This is a genomic window from Amycolatopsis sp. NPDC023774, assembly GCF_040639695.1.
Classification (GTDB): Bacteria; Actinomycetota; Actinomycetes; order Mycobacteriales; family Pseudonocardiaceae; genus Amycolatopsis.
This window is the reverse complement of sequence record NZ_JBFAAJ010000006.1, coordinates 179541-194758: the sequence shown is the minus strand read 5'-3', so window position 1 is coordinate 194758 and position 15218 is coordinate 179541. Positions and strand designations below refer to the sequence as shown.

The following is a 15218-nucleotide window of genomic DNA, read 5'->3' as shown; positions in this document are numbered from 1 at the left end:
CGTCACCTTCACCCAGAGAATGTCCCTTCTTTCACCATCAGCCGGGATCACTCGCCCGCGCAACGCCTTCTGCCGGGCAACGCGGTCGGGCGCACGGCTGCGCGATGTGGTGCAGGCGCGTCGCTGCCGCGGTTTCAGCGACACCCCAAGCCGCGCCCGCCGAAACCGCTGCCACCCGAAGGGAACGGACGTTCTCTCCCGGGGCAGCCGGCTAGGCTCACCCCTCGGCCCGGCGTTCCTCGTCGCGGACCGCCGTCACCAGGACCGCCGCCTGGGTGCGGCGTTCCACGCCGAGCTTGGCGAGCAGGCGGGAGACGTAGTTCTTCACCGTCTTCTCCGCCAGGAACATCCGTTCGGCGATCTGCCGATTGGTCAGCCCCTCGCCGATGAGGTCCAGCAGCACGCGTTCCTGGTCGGTCAGCGCGGCGAGCGGACCGGGGCCGCGGGCGCCCTCGCGCAGCTTCGCCATCAGCGCGGCGACCGCGCGTTCGTCGAGCAGGCTGTGGCCCGCGGCGACGCGGCGGATCGCGTCGACGAGCTGGAGTCCCTTGATGTCCTTGATGACGTAGCCGTCGGCGCCGGCCAGGACCGCGTCGACCATCGAGCGCTCGTCGGTGAAGGACGTGAGCATCAGGCAGCGCAGGCCGGGCAGGGTGGCACGCAGGTCGCGGCACAGGCGGATCCCGTCGCCGTCGGGAAGGCGGACGTCGAGCACCGCGACGTCCGGGCGCACGGCGGGAATCCGGGCCAGCGCCTCGGCGACCGAGGCGGCCTGACCCGCCACCGTGAGGTCGTCCGCGTCCTCCACGAGCTCGGCCACGCCGCGGCGCACCAGCTCGTGGTCGTCGACGAGGAAGACGGTGATCAACCGCGGTCCGTCCACGGACCGAGGTTACGCCCCACCCGGCCGGTTAGACTGCGGGTAGCCACGTGGACCCCAGCCCCCGGCCACCGCGGGTTTCCGGAGAGGTACGGGATGTCCGTGGAGGACCAGCCGAAGGCCGATATACCGCAAATGCTTGCGCTGCCCGGGGTTTCCCGGGTGCGCACGCTCGTGAGCGGCGGGCTCGTGACCGTCGAGGTCTCCGGCGCGCTCAGTCCCGCGGGTGACGCGGTACTCGCCGCGCACCTCGCCGAAGCCGTGACCCTGCGGGCGGCCGCCGTCGTGGTGGACCTGACGGCGTGCACCGCCCTCGGCCCGGACTCGGTGGCCGCGCTCGACGGCGAACGGTTCCGCGTGCGCGCCGGAAACCCCGGAGTGACGGCCGTCCTCGACCGAGCGGGAGTCGCCCACGAAGCCCCCGACGACTCCGTGGAATCTCCCCCGCCCGGCCCGGCGACCGTCATCCGGTCCAGCGCCGCACGCTGAACCCGCTCAGGCGCGCCGATGGCGCCCGACGTGAAAAACCCGCCACGGCAACGAACGCGGCCGGTTGCCCGCCGAATGGCGGTTACGGCCCTGCGCCGCGTCGGTGACGTCCGTGACCGGAACCAGCTTGCTGGACCGTGGATCCGGTGTTTCGGCGTCCACGATCGGCACGTGCGAAACCGCGGCCGCGTCGACGCACTCGCCCGCGACCACCCCGGTCCGCACCGTCACGCCGTCGTCTTCCCGTGCCAGGTAGGCGAACTTCCGCCCCACCGCGAACGGCCCGGTTTCCGTCTCGAGTCCGTTGGTCATCCGCCTCCACCCTTCGCCGCCCAGGACCGCGAAGCCGGGTCCGGGGCCTCGTCGGCGAATCTACCCCATGATTTCCGCTTTCCGGGTTTTTCACCCGAACAGTCGCACCGTCCTCAGTGGATCATCAGCGCGGCCAAGGCGTTTCCCCGGCCCGGTTCGCACCCTCGGCAGGAGGGCAGGCGTCGAGGATGTCCGTGGCCCGCACCAGGCTCACCGGGGTGTCGGCAGCGGTGCCGCGCGGACGCACCGGGACCCACGTGGTGCTGGTGTGCTCGTCGCGCAGGCTGCGTCCCGCGATCGTGCCCGTCTTCTCTTGCCACGACGGTTCTGCGGATTCCCGAGTGGCACGGCGCACCCGGCACCGATACCGCACCCGCCAGCCCGGCGGGTACCCGCCGCCGTGGCGCAGCGGCCAGTCTCGGAAAGCGCTTCCGGTCTTCAGATCGCCGCCCTCAACGGACGGATTGCGCGGACCCTCGTCCCCCGACACCGCCGGTCACCCCGATCCCGCGTGAAAAATCGCCGTTGCCGGGGTCCTGGGCAAGAAGTTCACAGATTAGGCGCGCGCAGGCCGGTGGTCGCTCGGCCACCCGGGTGGTTACGGCGAGCGGCCGGATACGGTCCGTGTCCGAATTGAAGATCCACAGTGGACCCGAACCCCGCCCGGGTCCCCGGGGAAGCGTTTTCCCATCGCTCGTCACCCCACCGGGCACGCCGGAACGGGATATGCTGAACGATCCCCGCCCCTGCCCCCGGCGGCGGCCCCCGAGGCCGAATGAACGGAGGGCCCGATGACCATCCCTGCCCCACGCGCCTGCGCCGGCACCCCTGGCGGGCAGCCGTGAAGCGCACGACGGTGCCGTCCGTCGCCGACCTGCACAGCACCCGCGACCTCCCCGACGACCAGCGCCGCCACGTGGTCCGCCTGGTCGCCTCCGCGGCCGAGGACGTCGACGATTGCGCGCTGCTGCTGGCGATCCTCGGTCTCGACGCCGCCGACGGCCTCGCCCAGGACCGCCGCTGACGAAGCCCGTCAGCCGGTCGTTTCCAAGGCCAGCAAGGCCAGTTTCGCGTGTTCGCCGCCGCGGTACCGCCCGGAGCTGCCGTCGCAACGCACCACGCGGTGGCACGGCACGACCAGCGGAACCGGATTGCGCGCGCACGCCGAGCCAACCGCGCGCACCGCCTTGGGACTTGCCCGCCGCGGCGGCGACTTCGGAGCAGCTGCGCGTGCTGCCGTACGGGATCTCGCCGAGCCGCCGCAGGACCTCGCGGCGGAAACCCTTGGCCAGCCTCAGGTCCACCGCGACGTCGAACGTGTGGCGCCGGCCGGCGAAATACTCGTCGAGCTCACGAGACACCGCGTCCAGACGGGTCGGCGCGGCGAGCACCCGCGGGCTGATGGCAGCGGACAGCTCGGCGAGCACGGAACCGTGGTCCTCCACGGAGAACGCGACCCGCACGAGCCCGGCACCGGTCGCGGCCAGCAGCAGTGGGTCGACCGGCGAGTCGACCGTGCGATACGCGACGTCGAGCAGACCGTCGCGTTCTGCCGCGGCGATCAGCCTGGCGCGCAGGCGGTCCCGCGTGGCTTCGTCGTCCACCGGCAGCGCGGCGAACGGATCGGTGGTCATGGCGCCGCGCCTTCCAGCTCGCCTCGGCGGGACGCGGCGCGCAGGGCCTTCACCCCGTCGGCGGCCGGGCGGCGGGCGGCCGACCCGGCGCCGCCCGTGATGGTGGCGACCTCCTCGTAGGGGAACCCGCCGAGGCAGTGGTACGCGACGGCCGCCCGCTGCTCGTCCCGCAACGCGGCCAGCGCGTGCCACAGGTCCCCGTCCCAGTCTTCCGGCCGGCCGGTGCGGCTCGGCTCGTCGGGGGTGCGCTCCACGGGCACGGCGTGGTGCGCGCGGGCGCGGGTGATGTCCACCGCCTTGCGGTGCGCGATGGTGACCAGCCACGCCGCCACGTTCGCACCGGCCGGCAGGTCGGGGTAGGCCTTCATCGCGGCCAGGAACGTCTCGGACCACGCGTCCTCGGCGTCGTGCGGACCGACCACCGCCCGGCAGACTCGCAGCACCATGGCCCCCGTGATCCGCGACGGGCTCGTCGAACGGGCGCGGGCTCAGAACAGCCGGCCGTCGTCCTCGGCGGGCGGCTCCTCCAGGCTCAGCAGGAACCGCTTGCGGGTCATGCCACCGGCGTACCCCGTCAGGCCGCCGCTCGCGCCGACCACGCGGTGGCACGGCACGATGATGCTGATCGGGTTCCAGCCGTTCGCGTTGCCCACCGCCTGCGCGGCGCCGGGGTCGCGCAGCGCGGCGGCGAGTTCGCCGTACGTGCGCTTCTCGCCGTACGGGATCTTCGTGAGCAAGTCCCACACCTTGCGCTCGAAGCCGGACCCGCGGGGCGCCAGCTCGAGGTCGAACTCCCGGCGTTCGCCCGCGAAGTATTCCCCCAGCTGCCCGATCGCCTCGGCGAAGCCCTCGTCCGAGCGCGGCCCCAGGCTTCCCAACCGCGGTTCGCGCTGGTGGCCTTCGAAGTAGAGGCCGACGAGCGCCGTGCCGTCCGCGACCAGAGTGAGGTCGCCGATCGGCGACGCCGTGACCGTGTGCCGAACGCTCATGTCCCCCGTTCCCTTCTTGTCGCCTCTCACCGGGTAGACGCGCGGGCGCGCCGAAACGTGAGATCCGCGAGGCGAGCGATTCCCCCCTGCGCAACGATAGTCGGGCGAAGTCGGGGACGACCGTCCGGACGAGCCGCTAACGTCGCCGTCGGGCGCCGACGTCGCGGGAGGAACGCATGGACCCGAACCTGCTTTCGGCCGGGCGGCTCGCTGCGGCCCTGCGCGCCGGCGAAGTGACGGCCGTCGAGCTGGCCGAGTCGGCGATCGAGCGCATCGGAAAGTACGACGGGGCCGTCAACGCGATCTGCGTCCCCGATTTCGCCCGCGCGCTCGACGCCGCCCGCGCGGCCGACGCGGCGCGTGCGCGCGGCGAGGACGGTCCGCTGCTCGGCGTGCCGATCACCGTCAAGGAGTCGTTCAACGTGGCCGGGCTGCCGACCACCTGGGGTCTCCCGGCGTTCGCCCGCAACGTCCCGGCCCACGACGCGCTGCCCGTCGCCCGGCTCAAGGCGGCCGGTGCGGTGCTGCTGGCCAAGACCAACGTGCCGCTCGCCCTCGGCGATCTGCAGACCTACAACGACATATACGGCACCACGGCCAACCCGTTCGACCTCGCCCGCACGCCCGGCGGTTCGTCCGGCGGCTCGGCGGCTGCGCTGGCCGCGGGGTTCGGCGCACTGTCGATGGGCTCGGACATCGGCGGTTCGCTGCGCACCCCTGCGCACTTCTGCGGGGTCTACGCGCACAAACCGTCGTACCGGCTGCTGCCCTCGCGGGGCCACACACCGCCGCCGGCCCCCGCGCTGCCGACCGAAGTGGACCTGGCTGTGATCGGCCCGATGGCGCGCAGCGCCGCCGACCTCGGCGTGCTGCTCGACCTGCTCGCCGAGCCGGATCCGCTCACGTTCGGGGTCGCCTTCGAGCTGAGCCTGCCGCCGGCCCGCCACGAGCGCCTGGACGAGTTCCGCGTGCTCGTGCTCGAAGACCACCCCGACATCCCGACGTCGGCGAGCGTGCGCGCCGGCCTCACCCGCGTGGCCGACGCGCTGAGTGCGGCCGGCGCCCGCGTGCACCGCGGCGGCGGGCCGGTGCCCGACCTGGCCGAGTCGGCGCGGCTGTACCTGCGGCTGTTGTTCGCCACCTTCGGCACGAACTTCCCCGCCGAGGTCTACGAACGGTTCGGCGAGCGGCTGGCCGACCTCCCTCCGTGCGACGACAGCCTCGACGCCGCCCGTGTGCGCGGGGCCCGGCTGAGCCACCGCGACTGGTTCGCGGCCGACCTGGCCCGCGAACGTCAGCGCCACGCCTGGCGCGCGGTGTTCGCCGAGTACGACGTGGTGCTCTGCCCGGCCTCGCCGACGCCCGCGTTCGCCCACGACCAGTCGCCGCACCAGGAGCTGCGGCGCGTCCTCGTCGACGGCGCCGAGCACGCCTACGGCGACCAGCTGGTGTGGGCCGGCCTCGCCACGTTGCCGGGACTGCCGGCCACGGTCGTGCCCACGGGCCTCGACCCCGCGGGACTGCCGGTCGGCGTCCAGCTCGTGGGGCCGATGTTCGAGGACCGCACTCCCCTGCACCTGGCCGAGCTGCTGGAGCGGGAGATCGGCGGGTTCACCGCTCCGGACCTCGACCGCGGGTAGCTCCTAACCCGGCGGGGCCATCGACTCGAACTCGAGGGCGCCGAGCAACGCGAGCCGCGCGGCCGACTCGGTGCCGGGCCGGGCCGTGCAGACGACGATGCGCAGGTCGCCGTGGCGGCTGGCGAGCACGTCGCGGTCGAGGTCGAGCCGCCCGACCTCGGGGTGCACCACGGTCAGGCACGTCGGCTGGCGCGCGAGGTCGTCGACGCCGGGCGTGTCCCACCGGCTGCGGAACCCCTCGCTCACCGAGCCCACCCGGCCGACCAGCGCCGGCAGGTCCGGGTCCCGCGGGTAACGCGACTGCGCCAGCCGCAGGTCTGCGACCAGGGCCGTCTCGTAGTCCTCGCGCTCGACCGCGGTCAGCACCGCGCGCGTCGGGCAACCGGTGAAGTGGCGCCACACGGCGTTGCGCTCGTCGCCGCGCGCGGCGGGCTCGCCCAGCAGCGCGACCCACTGCCGGTTCCACGCGATGAGCGTCCACATCGCGTCGTGCACGGCGATCGGATGGTCGTCGAGACGTTCCAGCAGACGCCGCGTGCTCTCGGGCACCAGCCGCCCGACACGGCCGCCGCCCAGCTCGTGGCCGGCGAGCCGGAACAGCCGTTCCTGCTCGGCGTCGGACAGGTGCAACGCCCGCGCGAGCGCGACACACACCTGCACCCCGGGAGCCGGCGCACGGCCCTGTTCCAGGCGCACGACGTGGTCGACCGAGAGCCCGGCCAGCACGGCCAGCTCCTCGCGCCGCAGCCCACGCGCCCGTCTCGGCCCGTGCACCGGCAGGCCGGCCCGGCCGGGTACCAGCCGTTCCCGCCAGCCCCGCAGCGTCGACGCCAGCTCGTCCGGGCTGTTCACACCATCCATCCTCGCAAATCGCGGCCGGTGATCCTACCGCCGCTTTTCGCAAGCCTGGGGAGGCGTTCGGCTCCGGCCGGGTCGGCCACCCGTCTGCCGCCGCACCGCCGGGCGCAGCACTCAGTGGCGCAGACCTGCCTGCTTCAGCAGCGGCATCACGTTGTCGCCGAAGTACTTCAGCTCCTCGTTGTAGTCGATGAGGCCGAAGATCATGCCCTCCATCCCGGCCTCGTTGAGCGCGCCGAGTTCCTCGGTGACCTGCTCCGGCGTTCCCACGATGGGGTAACCGCCCCAGCCGGCGATGAAGCGCTCCTGCATTTCCTTCACCGCGTGGTCGAACGACTGGCTCGCACCCGACCCGGCGATCTTGATGACGTTGCCCGCGGCTCCCCAGTCGCCCTCGTCCACGACCTGCTGGAAGGCGCGCTTGGCTTCCTCCTCGGTGTCCCGGCAGACGACGAGGCCGTACGTCATCACCTTGATGTCGCGCTGGTAGTCGTCGCGGGCCTTGGCCTTGACCTTCGCGGTGTAGGCCTTGATGTTCTCCAGCGTGTCGAGCGAGGCGAAGTTGATGTCCACGTTGCGCGCGGAGAACTCGATGCCCGCGGGCGAGTTGCCCGCGTTGAGCAGCGCCGGGCGGGGGGCCTGGTGCGGCTTGGGGTAGGCCTCGACGTCGTTGCCCTGGAAGTACTTCGAGGCGACGTCGAACGACCCGGGCTCGGTCCACAGCCGGATGGCGTAGTCGATCCACTCCTGGCCGAACGCGTAGCGCTCGTCGTGCTGGCGCTGCTCGCCGCCGAACATCTCCATCTCCGGCGGCACCCAGCCCATCACCAGGTTGAGCGCGAAGCGCCCGCCCGAGATGTGGTCGATCGTGGTGGCGGCCTTCGCCGCGACGATCGGGTGCACGGTCGGCAGATGCGAGGTCGACGCGATGGCGATCCGCTCCGTCGCCTCGGCCAGGCCGGCGGCCCACGCGTAGGTCTCGAAGCAGTTGCCGTTGAAGTTCGTCGAGCCGCCGAAGCCCTTCCAGCGCGCGACCGGCACGAGCACGTCGAAGCCGAGGCCGTCGGCGCGCTGCGCGATCTCGCGGGTGTGCTCCCAGGTGATCTTGTAGGTGCTCGGGGCGTGGCTCATGATCAGCCCGTACGAGCAGTTGGTGCCGAACAGGCCCAGCTTCATCTTCTGGTCGCCGAACAGCGGGTTCGTCTCGGCCCGGTCCACCAGCGGCCGGGTCTCCTCGGCCGGGCGCGGGTCCGTCGGGGCGAGGCCGAGGCGTTCGTTGGCGGTCAGCGTCATGGTGGTCTCCTTCGAGGAACGGTGGTGGCTCAGCCGAGCTGGAACGGGTCGCGGGTGCCGCCGGTGAGCTCGACGAACACGGACTTGTTCTCCGTGTACTCGTTGATCGCGTCGACGCCGTTCTCGCGGCCGATGCCGCTGGCGCCGAAGCCGCCGAAAGGCATGTTCGGGGCGATCACGCGGTAGGCGTTGATCCACACGGTCCCGGCACGCAGCTTGGCGGCGACGCGGTGGGCGCGGTGCACGTCCTTCGTCCAGACGGCGCCGGCCAGGCCGTAGGGCGTGTCGTTGGCGAGCTTGAGCGCCTCGTCCTCGTCGTGGAACGGGTAGACGGCCAGCACGGGGCCGAACACCTCCTCGCGGACGATGGTGTTCTCCGCCGTCACGCCCGTGACCACGGTCGGCTTCACGAACAGGCCACCGCGAGCGGCGTCGGGCTCGCCGCCGCACGCGAACGTGGCGCCCTCCGCGGCCGCGCCCTGCAGGTAGCCGAGGACCTTCTCGTACTGCGGCCGGTTGGCGACCGGGCCCATTTCGGTGTCGGCGGCCGTCGGGTCGCCGAGCTTGATCGCGTTGGCCCGCGCGACGACCTTCTCCACCAGCGCGTCGTGGACGTCGGCGTGCACGATCAAGCGCGAACCGGCCATGCAGGTCTGCCCGGTGGCCGCGAACACCCCCGCGACCAGGCCGTTGGCGGCCGCGTCGAGGTCCGCGTCGGGGAACACGACCTGCGGCGACTTCCCGCCCAGCTCCAGCGTCACGCGGTTGAAGTTCGCCACCGCGGCCTGCGCGACCTTGGCGCCGGTCGCCGACGAGCCGGTGAACGCGACCTTGTCGATGCCCGGGTGCTTGGCCAGTGCCTCGCCGGTGGCGCGGTCCCAGCCGGTGACGACGTTGAGCACGCCCGCGGGCAGCCCGGCCTCGTGCAGCACCTCGGCGAACGCGACGGTGGAGGCCGGCGCGTGCTCCGACGGCTTGACGACCATCGTGCAGCCCGCGGCGAGCGCGGGGGCGAGCTTGAACGTGAGCAGCAGCAGCGGCGAGTTCCACGGCGTGATGGCGCCGACCACGCCGACCGGTTCGCGCCGGGTGTAGCCGAAGTAGTTGGGGTTGACCGGCGGGACCGTGCGGCCCTCGATCTTGTCGGCCAGGCCGGAGAAGTAGTAGTACCACTGCGGCAGGCTGTTGAGCTGCCCCAGCATCTCGCGCAGCAGCTTGCCCGAGTCGTTGACCTCCAGCCGGGCGAGGCGCTCGGCGTTGGCTGCGATCGCGTCGCCGCAGCGGCGGATGATCGCGGCGCGCTGGAAGCCGGTCATCGCGCCCCACTCGCCCTCGAACGCCGCCCGGGCCGACGCGACGGCCTCGTCGACGTCCTCGGGACCGCCGTCCGCGAGCCGGGCCCACGGTTGGCCGGCGTAGGGGTTCTGCGACTCGAAGGTCCGGCCCGAGCGGGCGTCGACGGACTTGCCGTGGATGAAGAGCTTGAGTTCCTCCAGCGGCGGCGCTGAGGTGGTCGTCATCGACCTCTCCTTCGTTGCAGGGGGCTGGACCTGGGGATGCCGGGAAACGCTAGGGATCGACGGCGGCCCGCCGATATCCCCGGACGGCAGCCTCGGATCCGCTCCGTGCGAAGGTGCCCGTCCCACCCGGCGAGACAAGAAGCACACGCAACCGGGCAGTGCTGCACTCAGCGGATAGCGTCACGCGCTTTCGGGCTAGTAGGGGGCCGCGGAGAGCACCTACTGTCGAGCTGCCCCGATCACCGGTCTGCTCGCCGAGGCCCGAACGGAACCGCGCGGACGACCACGACCCGCAGCAGATCGACGACACAGAGCAGATGAACGACACAAGGAGGTGTCGGATGGCTGCCCGTCCCGAGGGCGTCCCGGCCGAGGCGCCGCTGTCGCGCTACCGGGTGCTCGGCACCCGCTCGCTCGAGGAGGCCCGCGACGCGGTCACCAGGATCTACCTGGACCACGACCTGACGGTGCCCGGCAACGAGCTCGACATGACGCTGAACTCGACCGCGGACCGCATGTTCACCGTCGGCTACCTCAGCTACCAGTCGTGCGCGAAGCTCGTGATGCCGCCGACCGAGGACTGCTACCACGTCAACCTCACCATCAACGGCCGCACCGACGCCGACCGCACCGACGGGCGGCGCGCCACCACCCGCGCACGCACCAGCGGCGTCGTGCTGCTGCCCGACCAGGTCAACACCGTGCGGTGGTCACCGGACGCGGAGCAACTGATCCTCAAGATCGGGCGGCGGACGCTGGAGACCCACCTCGGCGAGCACCTCAACCGCCCGGTGGACGAGGTGCTCGACTTCGACTTCGGCATCGACTTCACCACGCCCGCCGGCAGCACCCTGCTCTCGTCGGTGGAGTTCCTCGCCCGCGAGCTGGAACGGCCCGGCGGCCTGGCCGACATGCCGATCGCGCGAGAGCAGCTGGAAGCCTTCGTGATGACGCAGCTGCTGCACGCCGGGCGCCACCAGTTCGCCGACGACCTCGCGGCGCCCGACGACCCCGTGCGCCAGAGCCGCCTCGGCCCGGTGATCGAGTACATGGAGGCCCACGCCGACGAGCCCCTCACGCCGCAGGAGCTGGCGAAGGTCGGTTGCATGAGTGTGCGCACGCTGCACGCCACGTTCCAGCAGGTCCTGGGCGAGTCGCCGATGAACCACCTGCGGCGCATCCGCCTCGACCACGTGCGTGCCGAGCTGCTGCGCAGCGATCCCGCCCTCACGCGTGTCACGGACATCGCGCTGCGCTGGGGTTTCTTCCACCAGAGCCGCTTCGCGCAGCAGTACCGGGAACGCTTCGGTGAGCTGCCGCGCGAAACGCTACGGGCCGTCTCGGTCGGAGCCGCGATCAGTTCTGCGCGCTGATTCCGTAGGCGCCGCGGTGAAACAGCAGCGGTGGGCGCGAGGGATCCGCGCCCAGCGCCCGCACCCGGGCGGCGACGATCGTGTGGTCCCCGCCCGCGTACTCGTGTTCCAGCGTGCAGTCGATCCACGCGGCGACGCCCTCGAGGATGGGCGCGCCGGACGGGGCCGGACGCCACTCGACGCCGGCGTACTTGTCGGTTCCGGAGCGGGCGAACGCAGTGCTGAGCCCGGCGTGGCCTTCGGCGAGGACGTTGACGCAGAAGCGGCCGGCGGCGCGGATCTTCGGCCAGCTCGTGGACGAGCGGGCAGGCGCGAACGACACCAGCGGCGGGTCGAGGGAGAGCGAGCTGAACGACTGGCAGGTGAACCCGGCGGGGCCGCCCGGCGCGATGGCCGTGACGACCACGACGCCGGAGGCGAAGTGCCCGAGAACCTCGCGCATGTGCGTGGGCTCGACCTGCGGCGGCTCGGTGCGTGTCCGGTTGTCCATGCGCCGCAACGGTAAGAGCAGTTCCGTCCCGGCACCATCCGCCGACCGCGGGCGAATAGCCGCGGCGCGCTGACCGGTTTCCGCGGCGGCGCACGGGACGGATAGTCCGCCACCGCGATCGGATATCTCGCCGCGCGCCCGCGTTCCTACGGTGTGCGTCGTGTCTGCCACCGACCTCCCCGCCGGCGCGCTCGCCGGGATCCGCGTCCTCGAGCTCGGCACGCTCATCGCCGGCCCGTTCTGCGGCCGGCTGCTCGCCGACCACGGCGCGGACGTGATCAAGCTCGAAGCCCCCGACCGGCCCGACCCGCTGCGCGGGTGGGGCCAGGCCGAGCTCGACGGGCACCACTTCTTCTGGACCGTCCACGCCCGCAACAAACGCTGCGTCACGCTCGACCTGCGCCGTCCCGAGGGCCGGGAGCTGTTCCTGCGCCTGGCCGACTCCGCCGACGTCGTGGTCGAGAGCTTCCGCCCCGGCACGCTCGAGCGCTGGGGCCTCGGCTTCGAGGTGCTGGCCGCGCGCAACCCCGGCCTGATCCTCGCCCGCGTCTCCGGCTACGGGCAGACCGGCCCGCACGCCGCGCGGCCCGGCTACGCGTCGGTGGCCGAAGCCGTCGGCGGAATGCGCTATCTCAACGGGTTCCCGGGCGGCCCGCCGCCGCGCGCGGCGCTGTCACTCGGCGACTCCCTCGGCGGGATGTTCGCCGCGCAAGGGGTGCTCGCGGCCCTGCACGCGCGCGGGACGAGCGGGCGCGGCCAGGTGGTGGACGTCGCGCTGGCCGAGGCGTGCCTGGCGATGCTCGAGTCCGTGATCCCCGACTACGACGCCACCGGGCTGGTGCGGGAACCGTCGGGTACGAGGCTCGACGGCCTCGCGCCCTCGAACCTCTACCGCTGCGCCGACGAACGCTGGATCGTCATCGCCGCCAACCAGGACACGGTGTTCGCGCGGCTGTGCACGGCGATGGGCCGCGAAGACCTCGTGACCGACCAGCGGTTCGCCACCCATGGGGCCCGCGGGCGCAACCAGGACCGGCTCGACGCGCTCGTCGGCGAATGGGCCGCGCGCCACGATTCCGCCACGCTCACCTCGATCCTCGAAGCCGCCGGCGTGGTCGTCGGCCCGGTCGCCACCGTCGCCGACGTGGTCGCCAACCCGCAGTTCCAGACGCGCGACATGCTGCTGCCGCACTTCGACGAGGCGATCGGCAAGGAAGTGCTGGGCCCCGGGGTGATGCCGGTGCTGAGCGGCACGCCGGGTGCGGTGCGCTGGGCCGGACCCGCTCGGCCGGGCTCGCACAACGCGGAGGTCTACACCGGACTGCTGGGCCTCACCGGCGCCGAGCTGGCCGCGCTCACCGAAGCCGGAATCGTCTGAGGGGCAAGCATGAACCTGCGTGAAGTCGGGCTGCGCGACGGTCTTCAGCTCGAAGCGCCGATCCCGCTGGCCGCCAAGCTGGACATCGTCGACGCCGTCGCCGCCACGGGCGTGCGGCGCGTCGAGGTGACGTCGTTCGTCTCCCCCGCCGCCGTGCCCGCGCTGGCCGACGCCGAGCAGCTCGCGGCCGAGCTCGGCCGCTGGCCCGATCTCGCGTTCTCCGCGCTGGTGGCCGGTCGCGGCGGCGCGCACCGGGCCGTGGCCGCCGGGATGGCCGACCTCGAGTACGTGATCTCCGCGTCCGACGGGCACAGCCTCGCCAACGCGCGCCGGACCACGGACGAGGCCCTCGCCGCGGTGCCGGACATCGCGAAGCTCGCGCACGACGCCGGTGGGCGGCTCGAGGCGATTCTCGCCGTGGCGTGGGACTGTCCTTTCGACGGGCGCACGGCGGTGAGCCGCACCGTGGACCTCGCGCGGCGGGCCGTCGACCTCGGCGCGGACGAGCTGTGTTTCGGCGACACCATCGGCACCGCCGTGCCCGGGCGGGTCACCGAGCTGCTGGGCCGGGTGCGCGAGGCGTGCCCCGACGTCGAACTCGGCGTGCACTTCCACAACACCCGCGGCTCCGGGCTCGCGTGCGTGCTCGCCGCGCTGCAAGCGGGTGTCACGAAGATCGACGCGTCGGTCGGCGGCCTCGGCGGCTGCCCGTTCGCGCCCGGCGCGAGCGGGAACATCGCCACCGAGGAGGTGGTGTACCTGCTGGAAGAGTCCGGTGTGGACACCGGAGTCGACCTCGGCAAGGTGCTCGAAGCCGCAGCCGTGGTGGAACGCGCCGTGGGGCATGAGCTGCCGAGCAACCTCTACCGCGCGGGCGGACCGAACCGGCCCCGCGGGCGCGGCTGACCGATACGCACAACGGCCATTCCGCTGCGGGTTACGGCTATCCCGGCGGCCGCGGTCCTCGTAGCCTCACGCCACGCCCACGACCACCGACCTTCCAGGAGCCGACGATGACCCAGCCCCGCACCCCGGCCGGCCTGCCCTCGACGCTCGCGGTGCAGCGCGCGGTCGCGGCGCTCGCGGCGGGCCGGATGATCGTGGTGACGGACGCGGCCGACCGGGAGAACGAGGGCGATCTGGTCCTGCCCGCCGCCGTCGCCGACGCGGAGCGGCTCGCGTTCGTCGTGCGCCACACCACCGGCATCGTGTGCGCGCCGATGACCGCCGAGCGCGCCGACGCGCTGCGCCTGCCGCCGATGGTCGAGGACAACACCGACGCCCACGGCACCGCGTTCACCGTAACCGCCGACCACGTCGGAAGTGGCACCGGCGTGTCGGCGGCGGATCGGGCCACGACGCTGCGCGCGCTCGCCGCACCCGGCACCCGGCCCGGCGAGCTGCGGCGGCCCGGGCACGTGTTCCCGTTGCGCGCCAGGGAAGGCGGGGTGCTCGTGCGTGCCGGGCACACCGAGGCCGCCGTCGACCTGCTGCGCCTGGCCGGGCAGGAGCCGGTGGGCGTGATCGGCGAGATCGTCGCCGAGGACGGCTCGATGTGCCGCGGCGAACGGCTGACGCGGTTCGCGGCCGCGCACGACCTGCCGGTGCTCGCGATCGCCGACCTCGTGCGCTACCGGCGGGCCACGGAACGGTTCGTGGAGCACGTCGCCACCTCCTCGATGCCCACGCTCTTCGGCGAGTTCCGCGCCGTCGCCTACCGTTCGACGACCGACGGCACCGAGCACCTCGCCCTCGTCCACGGCGACGCGGCCGCCGCGAGCCGCGGCCCGCGCGGCGCTCTCGTGCGCGTGCACAGCGAGTGCCTCACGGGCGACATCGTCGGCTCCCTGCGCTGCGACTGCGGCGCGCAGCTCGAACAAGCCCTGCGCGCCATCGCCGCCGAGGGCGCGGGCGCCGTGGTCTACCTGCGCGGCCACGAGGGCCGGGGCATCGGGCTGGGGCACAAGATCCGCGCCTACGCCCTGCAGGAGACCGGTCTCGACACCGTCGACGCCAACACCGCCCAGGGCCTGCCCGTCGACTCCCGCTCCTACGGCGTCGGCGCCCAGATCCTCGCCGACCTCGGCATCACCCGCCTGCGCCTGATCACCAACAACCCCGCGAAATACGGCGGCCTCGACGGCTACGGCCTCGAGATCGTCGACCGCGTCGGGCTGCCCGCCGCCGCCACGGCGCACAATCTGCGCTATCTGCGGACCAAGCAGCAGCGCCTCGGCCACACCCTCGACGTCGGCGAGAGCACCGGCTGAGCCGTTACCGAACCGGTACGCGCCGCGGACAGCCCGCGCACACCCGCCCGGCACCGTCGGTCTCGACGAAAACCGACGACGGGAAGGCGGAC

General features: G+C 72.8%; 16 protein-coding genes and 1 pseudogene. 7 read left to right on the top strand and 10 right to left on the bottom strand.

The features are described from left to right. Positions 1–217: 217 nt before the first annotated feature. Positions 218–868 (bottom strand): response regulator transcription factor, encoded by a 651-nt coding sequence (locus AB0F91_RS17105; RefSeq protein WP_360598571.1) that lies wholly within the window; start codon positions 866–868, stop codon positions 218–220. Between the two features lie 108 nt (positions 869–976). On the opposite strand from AB0F91_RS17105, the gene AB0F91_RS17100 reads away from it, so the two are divergent. Then, a complete protein-coding gene (locus tag AB0F91_RS17100; RefSeq protein WP_360598482.1) occupies positions 977–1369 on the top strand; it encodes a hypothetical protein in 393 nt (130 codons plus the stop codon). A gap of 6 nt (positions 1370–1375) precedes the next feature. Here AB0F91_RS17100 and AB0F91_RS17095 read toward each other — a convergent pair whose 3' ends face one another. Next, entirely contained in the window at positions 1376–1681 is a 306-nt protein-coding gene (locus AB0F91_RS17095; RefSeq protein ID WP_360598481.1) for a hypothetical protein, read from the bottom strand. A gap of 124 nt (positions 1682–1805) precedes the next feature. After that, the gene (locus AB0F91_RS17090) at positions 1806–2036 is read right to left on the bottom strand and encodes a hypothetical protein (protein ID WP_360598480.1); all 231 of its coding nucleotides are present in this window, start codon (positions 2034–2036) and stop codon (positions 1806–1808) included. Between the two features lie 486 nt (positions 2037–2522). Here AB0F91_RS17090 and AB0F91_RS17085 point away from each other — a divergent pair, with 486 nt between their 5' ends. Next, positions 2523–2705 carry a hypothetical protein gene (locus AB0F91_RS17085; protein ID WP_360598479.1) on the top strand — a complete coding sequence of 61 codons (183 nt, stop codon included), beginning with the start codon at positions 2523–2525 and terminating at the stop codon, positions 2703–2705. A 9-nt stretch (positions 2706–2714) separates the two neighbouring features. On the opposite strand, the pseudogene AB0F91_RS17080 reads toward AB0F91_RS17085, so the two are convergent. From AB0F91_RS17080 to AB0F91_RS17070, 3 genes and pseudogenes are all read right to left on the bottom strand, one after another. Further along, positions 2715–3315 (bottom strand): annotated as a pseudogene (locus tag AB0F91_RS17080) (methylated-DNA--[protein]-cysteine S-methyltransferase). Continuing rightward, a complete protein-coding gene (locus AB0F91_RS17075; protein ID WP_360598478.1) occupies positions 3312–3761 on the bottom strand; it encodes an RNA polymerase sigma factor in 450 nt (149 codons plus the stop codon). The pseudogene AB0F91_RS17080 and the gene AB0F91_RS17075 overlap by 4 nt, the downstream one beginning before the upstream one ends. 42 nt (positions 3762–3803) lie before the next feature. Continuing rightward, positions 3804–4304 carry a methylated-DNA--[protein]-cysteine S-methyltransferase gene (locus tag AB0F91_RS17070; protein ID WP_360598477.1) on the bottom strand — a complete coding sequence of 167 codons (501 nt, stop codon included), beginning with the start codon at positions 4302–4304 and terminating at the stop codon, positions 3804–3806. A gap of 176 nt (positions 4305–4480) precedes the next feature. On the opposite strand from AB0F91_RS17070, the gene AB0F91_RS17065 reads away from it, so the two are divergent. Next, positions 4481–5944: an amidase gene (locus AB0F91_RS17065; protein ID WP_360598476.1), complete on the top strand. Its 1464-nt coding sequence runs from the start codon at positions 4481–4483 to the stop codon at positions 5942–5944. Between the two features lie 3 nt (positions 5945–5947). Here AB0F91_RS17065 and AB0F91_RS17060 read toward each other — a convergent pair whose 3' ends face one another. From AB0F91_RS17060 to AB0F91_RS17050, 3 genes are all read right to left on the bottom strand, one after another. After that, positions 5948–6796, bottom strand: coding sequence for a helix-turn-helix domain-containing protein (locus AB0F91_RS17060; RefSeq protein WP_360598475.1), 849 nt, complete (start codon positions 6794–6796; stop codon positions 5948–5950). Between the two features lie 120 nt (positions 6797–6916). Further along, a complete protein-coding gene (locus tag AB0F91_RS17055) occupies positions 6917–8095 on the bottom strand; it encodes an LLM class flavin-dependent oxidoreductase (protein ID WP_360598474.1) in 1179 nt (392 codons plus the stop codon). 29 nt (positions 8096–8124) lie between these two features. Then, the gene (locus AB0F91_RS17050; protein WP_360598473.1) at positions 8125–9615 is read right to left on the bottom strand and encodes an aldehyde dehydrogenase; all 1491 of its coding nucleotides are present in this window, start codon (positions 9613–9615) and stop codon (positions 8125–8127) included. Between the two features lie 341 nt (positions 9616–9956). Here AB0F91_RS17050 and AB0F91_RS17045 point away from each other — a divergent pair, with 341 nt between their 5' ends. After that, positions 9957–10988 carry an AraC family transcriptional regulator gene (locus AB0F91_RS17045; RefSeq protein ID WP_360598472.1) on the top strand — a complete coding sequence of 344 codons (1032 nt, stop codon included), beginning with the start codon at positions 9957–9959 and terminating at the stop codon, positions 10986–10988. Here the strand turns inward: AB0F91_RS17045 and AB0F91_RS17040 are convergent. Then, on the bottom strand, positions 10972–11478 hold the full coding sequence (locus AB0F91_RS17040; protein ID WP_360598471.1) for a flavin reductase family protein: 507 nt from the start codon (positions 11476–11478) through the stop codon (positions 10972–10974). The two genes, AB0F91_RS17045 and AB0F91_RS17040, sit on opposite strands and share 17 nt — an antisense overlap. A 160-nt stretch (positions 11479–11638) precedes the next feature. On the opposite strand from AB0F91_RS17040, the gene AB0F91_RS17035 reads away from it, so the two are divergent. The 3 genes from AB0F91_RS17035 to AB0F91_RS17025 all read left to right on the top strand — a co-directional run bounded on the left by AB0F91_RS17035 (position 11639) and on the right by AB0F91_RS17025 (position 15126). Beyond that, positions 11639–12856, top strand: coding sequence for a CoA transferase (locus AB0F91_RS17035; protein WP_360598470.1), 1218 nt, complete (start codon positions 11639–11641; stop codon positions 12854–12856). 9 nt (positions 12857–12865) lie between these two features. Beyond that, positions 12866–13762, top strand: coding sequence for a hydroxymethylglutaryl-CoA lyase (locus AB0F91_RS17030; protein ID WP_360598469.1), 897 nt, complete (start codon positions 12866–12868; stop codon positions 13760–13762). A gap of 107 nt (positions 13763–13869) precedes the next feature. Next, positions 13870–15126: a bifunctional 3,4-dihydroxy-2-butanone-4-phosphate synthase/GTP cyclohydrolase II gene (locus AB0F91_RS17025; RefSeq protein ID WP_360598468.1), complete on the top strand. Its 1257-nt coding sequence runs from the start codon at positions 13870–13872 to the stop codon at positions 15124–15126. Positions 15127–15218 lie beyond the last annotated feature (92 nt).

Coding starts and splice junctions, on each gene's coding strand:
- AB0F91_RS17100 (WP_360598482.1), top strand. CDS start 977: ATGTCCGTGGAGGACCAGCCGAAGGCCGATATACCGCAAATGCTTGCG.
- AB0F91_RS17045 (WP_360598472.1), top strand. CDS start 9,957: ATGGCTGCCCGTCCCGAGGGCGTCCCGGCCGAGGCGCCGCTGTCGCGC.
- AB0F91_RS17025 (WP_360598468.1), top strand. CDS start 13,870: ATGACCCAGCCCCGCACCCCGGCCGGCCTGCCCTCGACGCTCGCGGTG.
- AB0F91_RS17065 (WP_360598476.1), top strand. CDS start 4,481: ATGGACCCGAACCTGCTTTCGGCCGGGCGGCTCGCTGCGGCCCTGCGC.
- AB0F91_RS17095 (WP_360598481.1), bottom strand. CDS start 1,681: ATGACCAACGGACTCGAGACGGAAACCGGGCCGTTCGCGGTGGGGCGG.
- AB0F91_RS17070 (WP_360598477.1), bottom strand. CDS start 4,304: ATGAGCGTTCGGCACACGGTCACGGCGTCGCCGATCGGCGACCTCACT.
- AB0F91_RS17075 (WP_360598478.1), bottom strand. CDS start 3,761: ATGGTGCTGCGAGTCTGCCGGGCGGTGGTCGGTCCGCACGACGCCGAG.
- AB0F91_RS17055 (WP_360598474.1), bottom strand. CDS start 8,095: ATGACGCTGACCGCCAACGAACGCCTCGGCCTCGCCCCGACGGACCCG.
- AB0F91_RS17040 (WP_360598471.1), bottom strand. CDS start 11,478: ATGGACAACCGGACACGCACCGAGCCGCCGCAGGTCGAGCCCACGCAC.
- AB0F91_RS17050 (WP_360598473.1), bottom strand. CDS start 9,615: ATGACGACCACCTCAGCGCCGCCGCTGGAGGAACTCAAGCTCTTCATC.
- AB0F91_RS17030 (WP_360598469.1), top strand. CDS start 12,866: ATGAACCTGCGTGAAGTCGGGCTGCGCGACGGTCTTCAGCTCGAAGCG.